We start from the raw sequence: 880 nt of genomic DNA, 5'->3' as shown, positions 1-880 counted from the left end.
CGATCACCTCGCGGCCGGCTGGCGGTTGGCTGCAGAGGCGACGGGGTCAGCGGCGCAAGACAGGTCCACAGCCGTCGCGCCTGATAGTGAACCGCTGCAACACCAGGTCGATCCACAGCCGACGCCCGACACCTCGGGCAAGGCGCTACTCGCGGCCTTGACCTGCAGCCATCCGCTGCAGCCCTTTAGCCGGCGCTACTTCGAGCCAGGCCGCGACCTGCGGCTGTTCACCTATGCCCACGAGTGGCGCGCGCTCTATCCGGCCTCGACGCCCGCCGAGGGTGCCGCCTCACCCGCGTCGCTGGTCCCGGAGCGCCCGCCGCGACTCTCCAAGCCGAGCTTCGATGGCCCGATCAGCCTGCAGACGCTGGGCCGGTTCCTGCGCCATCCGCTCCGGACCTTCTACAGCCAACGCCTGGCCCTGCACCTGGAGGTTGCCGCCGAGACTAACGCCAACGACGAGCCATTCGACTTCGACGGGCTGCAGCGCTGGGGACTGCGCGCGGCCATCCTGCAGCAGGTCGAACGACAACTCGTGGCTCGGCCCGCGATCGCCAGCGAGACCTGTCTGCAGCAGGCGGTGGATCGGCTCGCCCGCGCCGGCGAATTGCCGCTGGCCCCCTTCGATGTCGACTGGCGCGAGGACTTGCAAGCGCAGTTCGTGGCGGCGCTGCAGCGTTATCGCAATCTGCTGGCCGAGTATCCGAACGCCATCCCGATCCGCGCCCTGAGCCTCAGCGCCGACAGCCTGCTGCTCGAGGACAGCCTAAGCGGGCTGCGCGCCAACGATCAGGGCGAGCGCCTGCAACTGCACTTGCAGCCAAGCGAGCTGATCAAGAAGGACAAGCTCAGCTGGTATCACCTGGTTTCGCACTGGCCT

At 68.3% G+C, this 880-nt stretch carries 1 pseudogene; it reads left to right on the top strand.

Annotated elements, in window-relative coordinates:
* Positions 1–880: pseudogene (locus VBE63_RS30480) on the top strand (hypothetical protein); the annotation flags it as partial.

This window comes from Lamprobacter sp. (genome assembly GCF_034860625.1).
GTDB lineage: Bacteria > Pseudomonadota > Gammaproteobacteria > Chromatiales > Chromatiaceae > Lamprobacter.
The sequence above is the reverse complement of the archived record's forward strand: the minus strand, read 5'-3'. Positions and strand labels throughout refer to the sequence as shown.